The sequence below is a fragment of the Luteitalea sp. genome (genome assembly GCF_022842525.1).
Classification (GTDB): domain Bacteria; phylum Acidobacteriota; class Vicinamibacteria; order Vicinamibacterales; family Vicinamibacteraceae; genus Luteitalea.
This window is the reverse complement of record NZ_JALHPM010000293.1, coordinates 1-5250: the sequence shown is the minus strand read 5'-3', so window position 1 is coordinate 5250 and position 5250 is coordinate 1. Positions and strand designations below refer to the sequence as shown.

Here is a 5250-nt window from a genome sequence, read left to right as displayed (position 1 = left end):
CGCCCCCTCGGCCGCCCCGGCGTCGTCGAGCGCCCCGGCGCCAGCCGACCGTGACGAGCGCAAGCGCCTCGAAGCCGAGCAACGCCGGGCCCGACGCGCCCTCGACGCGCATCAGGAGCGCGTGACCCGGGTCGAGAGCCGCATCGCGGAGTGCGAGCGCGAGATCAAGACCCTCGAAGACACGATGGCGCAGCCCGGGTTCTACGAGGATGTCGTGGCGTCCAAGCCGGTCATCGACCGACACCAGGCCCTCATGTGGGAAGTCGGTGATCGCATGGCCGAATGGGAAGCCCTGGTGGACGCCGCCCCGCCCGCTCCGTAGTCCGCCGGCTGGCCGGACACGCCGCGGTCCTGTCCCGTCCTGCGGACAAAGTTGTCATCCAATTACAAAAATTGTCGGCCCTGGCCATCCAAAGCCATGGATCGTCGGCTGGATGGACGTGCGAAATTTCCAAATCGTACGTATCCTGACGATCGGCATAGGCCTTGAATGTAATCGTCCGTGCCGCCATGCGCGCTCAGATGCTGAAACCGTCACCAGGGAGCGAAGTAGCGGGCCCACCCCCGTCGCTGCAGCCGCGGCGCGGTGACGATATCGTGCCCGAGCGGTTCTACCGCGACCTGATTTCGGGCATCCGCAATGGCGTCATCGTGATTCGTCACGATGGCACGCTGGTGGCGATCAACGACGCGGCCTACGCCTCCCTGGACATGCTGCCGGGCGCGGCGGACGTCGGGCGTCCGATTGCGGCGGTGCTGGCCGATGTGCCGGAAATGGTGCGTGTGCTCGAGGGCGCGTTCGGCACCGACCCCCTGCCCAACCGCGCCGAGGTGAAGCTGGCGCGGACCGGGCGATCCATCGGATTCACGATGTCGCTCGTGCGCGATGGCCTCGGCATCGTGTCTGGCGCGGCGCTGTTCTTCCGGGATCTGACGCGGGTGGAGCAGCTCGAGGAGCGCGAGCGCCTGCGCGATCGGCTGGCGGCGCTCGGCGAGATGGCGGCGGCCATCGCCCACGAGGTGAAGAATCCGCTGGCCGGCATCGAGGTGATGGCTGGCCTGCTCAAGCGTCGGCTGACCGACAATCCCGAGGCGCAGACGATGCTGGCCGACATCATCGGCGAGGCCAAGATGGCCAACGCCATCGTGATGGAGGTCCTGGACTTCGTCAGGCCGGTCCGGCTGCAGGTGGAGGACGTCGAAGTCGCCGAGCTGGTGCAGGACTCGCTGCACATGGCCGACAGTCTCGTCCCCCGGGGCAACGTGGCGGTCAGCGTCGACCTCCCGGAGCATCTGCCGCCGGTGCAGGGCGATGGCCACCAGTTGCGCCAGGTGTTCACCAACCTGCTGACCAACGCCTTCGAGGCGCTGAGCGGGCACGGGCGGCTAATCGTGCAGGCCACGGCGCTGGCGAGCCTCCCCTTGCCGGCCACGCCGGATCACCCGCATGGCCCTGGCGTCGAGATCACGGTGCTCGACGATGGCCCGGGCATCCCGGACTCGGTCCGGGATCGCATCTTCAATCCGTTCTTCACCACCAAGCCACGAGGGTCGGGGCTGGGCCTGGCGATCGTGCGCAAGGTCGTGGACGCTCACGAGGGCCGCATCGAAGTCCATCCGGGCCCCGATGGCATCGGCACGTGCTTCCGTCTGCTGCTGCCGCTGGCGCCCTCGCTCGACGCCGCGCCAGTGCGACTCCCCGACGACGGGGCCCCGGGTGGCCCGAGGCCGCGATGAGCCTCACCAACGCCCCGCACCACCCGGCGCCCGTGGCCCGGTTCCCGCTTCCTCGACTCCGGGTCCCGGTTCCCGGCGCCCGGTTCCCGTTTCCCGATCAGGACTGACCCATGGGCCGCATCCTCGTTGCCGACGACCACGATTCGCTCCGCCGCGCGCTCGCCCGGGCCCTCACCGAGGCCGGACACGAGATCACGGAGGCCAACAACGGCAATGTCGCCATCGAGCGCCTGCACGAGACGAACTTCGACGTCGTGCTGAGCGACCTGAAGATGGGCGGCAGCGACGGCCTCGACGTGCTGCGCACGGCCAAGGCGCTGCAGCCGCAGACCGCGGTCATCCTGATGACGGCGTTCGGCTCGGTGCACACGGCCGTCGAGGCGATGAAGATCGGCGCCTTCGACTACGTGCCCAAGCCGTTCGAGATCGAGGAGATGGAGGTCAAGATCGACAAGGCGCTCGAGCATCGGCGCCTGCGCAACGAGGTCGACTACCTCCGCCACGAGCAGGGCGGCATCTACCAGTTCGACAACATCATCGGCGCCAGCGGCGCGCTGCAGCGCGTGCTCGACGTGGTGAAGAAGGTCGCCAAGAGCAACACCACGGTGCTGATCAATGGCGAAACCGGCACCGGCAAGGAACTGATTGCCGGCGCCATCCACCACAACTCGATGCGCGCGGCCCGCAACTTCGTCAAGGTCAACTGCGCGGCGCTGCAGGAGAACCTGCTCGAGTCCGAGCTCTTCGGGCACGAACGCGGCGCCTTCACGGGCGCCGACAAGCAGCGCATCGGACGCTTCGAGCAGGCCGATGGCGGCACGCTGTTCCTCGACGAGATCGGCGACATGAGCGCCAACACGCAGGCCAAGATCCTGCGTGTGCTCCAGGAGCACGAGTTCGAGCGCCTGGGCGGGACGCGGACGATCCGCGTCGACGTCCGGTTGATCGCGGCGACCAATCGCAACCTGGCCGCGATGGTCGAACACGGCGGGTTCCGCGAGGACCTCTACTACCGGCTGAACGTGGTGCAGATCGAGATGCCGCCGGTCCGCGATCGCAAGGAAGACATCCCGGCGCTGACCAACTTCTTCATCAAGAAGTTCGCCGTCGAACTGAAGAAGCGCATCGAGGGGGTGACGCCGGAAGCGCTGAAGCTGCTGATGCGCTACAACTGGCCGGGCAACATCCGCGAACTGGAGAACACGATCGAGCGCGCGGCGCTGCTGAGCGAGGAGCGCCTGATCAGTGGCGACGACCTGCGGATCGGCGGGACCGGCTCGACGACCGAGCACGATGGCCCGCACACGGTCGTGAAGATCCCGCCGCAGGGCGTGCCGCTCGAGGAGATCGAGCGACAGGCCGTGCTGGAGGCCCTGAAGATGGCCAACTGGGTGCAGAAGGATGCAGCCGAACTGCTGTCGATCAGCCCGCGCGTGATGAACTACAAGATCAAGACGCTGGGCATCGACTTCCCGCGGAGCCGCCGCCCGATGGCCGGCACACCCATGGTGATGTAGGGCGCGCCGGGCGTCGGTGCGTCAGTCGCGGCGGCGCAGGCGCGAGGCGGTGGCCACCAGGGCCACGCCGAGCAGCAACAGCGACGTCGGCTCCGGCACGGTGCCGATGTCGTCGATGCCGAAGCCGTCGCCGGTCCGGTTGTTGCTCCAGGTGACCGAGGTGATGCCGGTCATCGAGGCCATCTGGACGAAGAAGAGATCCCCGCTGCCCTGCGTCGGCGCGATGGCCTGCTGGGTCGTCGTGCCGTCCGCGGCCCCGATGGTGAGCCGACCGCCCTGGTCGCTCACGTCCGTCAGGAAGAAGAACAGCGAGTGGCGCGGCTGGCCGAGATCCAGGCGCAGCCCCGAGATGTCGTTGGAGTCGAGCCAGTGGCCGCGGCCCTGCACGACGGACGGCGTCGTGTTGTAGCGCCCGTCGAACGGCGACAGCGGGGCGCGCAGCACGAAGAACTGGTCGCAGGTCTGCGGGTTGCCGCCGGCCTTGATGCAGGCTCCGCCAGTGCCGTTGAGCGCCCCGGCCGACTTCGAGAAGGTCCCCGCGCCCGTGGCCAGCGTGGTGTGCCCCGCCGTGTTGCTGGCGGTCATCGTCTCGAAGTCCTCGAGCATCGTGTAGTTGCCGAGCCCGGCCAGAAGGGTGGCCTTGTTGCTCAGCTTGGCAGCCGTGTTGGCCCCGGCCACCTCCGTGATGGTGACGATGGGTGCCGCGGAGGCCGTCGCGGCGACGGCAACGATGGACGAGACGGTGAGGACGAAGGCGCGAGCAGTGGTCAGCATGATGATTGTGGGCTGGGGAGCCCCTCGGCGCCCGAATGAGGCGCACCCTCATCCAGAGCAACTTCGCTGCCAGATCGATCACCCGGACGGATATCACCGTTCTGGAGGAAATCCGGGCGCCTGACGAACGGCAGAGCTGACCGAGTCACCACAAGTCTCCATAAAAGAGACTTTAAGTCTCCCTCAAGGGCGTTTCCACGCTACGACTGTCTGGCTTTGGGGTGCGCCGCCCGGTAGACGTCGAGCAGGTGCTGGACGTTGACCTGGGTGTAGCGCTGGGTCGTGGTCAGCTCGACGTGGCCCAGGAGTTCCTGGATGGCGCGCAGATCGGCACCGCGCTCGAGCAGGTGGGTGGCGAAGGAGTGCCGGAGGGCGTGCGGGCTGATGCCGAAGCGCGTCGTGCACAGCGAGACGTAGCGCGCCACGAGGCGGTGCACGCTGCGGGGGGTGAGCCGGGTCCCCCGATAGTTGACGAAGAGCGGATCGTCACGTGTCGCCCGCCGTCCGCCAGGACCGCCGCGTCCGTCCTGCGCCGCGGCGACCAGCGACACCCGGTCCTTCAGCCAGGCCAGCACGGCATCGGCGGCGCGCTGGTGGCACGGCACGAGGCGTTCCTTCCGCCCCTTGCCCATGACCCGGACCATGCGGGTGGACAGATTGACGTCGTCGACGTCGAGGGCCACGAGTTCGGACAGGCGCAGGCCCGAGGCATAGAACACCTCGAGGATGGCCCTGTCGCGTCGGCCGAGCGGGGTCCCGGTGTCTGGGGTCTCGATGAGCGCCGTCACCTCGTCCACGGTGAGGACCTGCGGCACCCGTTGCTCGCGGCGTGGACTGCCGACCAGCGCCACCGGGTCGTCGTCTCGCACGCCTTCGCGCCGCAGGTAGCGCGCGAAGCTGCGCAGCGTCGAGATGCGCCGCGCCGCCGATGCGCGGCTGTTGCCGCGCGCGTGCAGTTCCCCGAGAAAGCCGCGGATGGCGTCGCCCGAGACGTGCGCCGGGGTCAGCGCGTGCCGCGGCGTCGCGGTGGAGGCGCCCAGGAAGTACAGGAACTGCACCAGATCCGCCTCGTAGTTGCGGACCGTGTGCTCGGAGGCGTTGCGGTTCAGGGCCAGATGGTCGATGAAGGCGCGGATGGCGTCGCGCAAGGGCGAGGCGGCGTCGAGCTCCGGGGCGGCCGGCGTCGGCCGACGGCCGCGACGCACGGCCGGCGTCGGTCTCA

General features: G+C 68.6%; 4 protein-coding genes and 1 pseudogene. 3 read left to right on the top strand and 2 right to left on the bottom strand.

All coding sequences use genetic code 11. The annotated features are described in order from the left end of the window. From Q0C41_RS29540 to Q0C41_RS29530, 3 genes and pseudogenes are all read left to right on the top strand, one after another. Positions 1 to 322, top strand: a pseudogene (locus tag Q0C41_RS29540) (ABC transporter ATP-binding protein); the annotation flags it as partial. Between the two features lie 275 nt (positions 323 to 597). Continuing rightward, positions 598 to 1737, top strand: a complete 1140-nt coding sequence (locus Q0C41_RS29535; protein WP_291990279.1) for an ATP-binding protein — start codon at positions 598 to 600, stop codon at positions 1735 to 1737. 110 nt (positions 1738 to 1847) lie between these two features. Next, on the top strand, positions 1848 to 3254 hold the full coding sequence (locus Q0C41_RS29530; protein WP_291990277.1) for a sigma-54 dependent transcriptional regulator: 1407 nt from the start codon (positions 1848 to 1850) through the stop codon (positions 3252 to 3254). A 21-nt stretch (positions 3255 to 3275) separates the two neighbouring features. Here the strand turns inward: Q0C41_RS29530 and Q0C41_RS29525 are convergent, their stop codons facing one another. Beyond that, the gene (locus tag Q0C41_RS29525; protein WP_291990275.1) at positions 3276 to 4028 is read right to left on the bottom strand and encodes a PEP-CTERM sorting domain-containing protein; all 753 of its coding nucleotides are present in this window, start codon (positions 4026 to 4028) and stop codon (positions 3276 to 3278) included. Between the two features lie 200 nt (positions 4029 to 4228). Continuing rightward, positions 4229 to 5250: tyrosine recombinase XerC (locus Q0C41_RS29520; protein WP_291990273.1), on the bottom strand; the 1022-nt coding region annotated here is incomplete at its 5' end.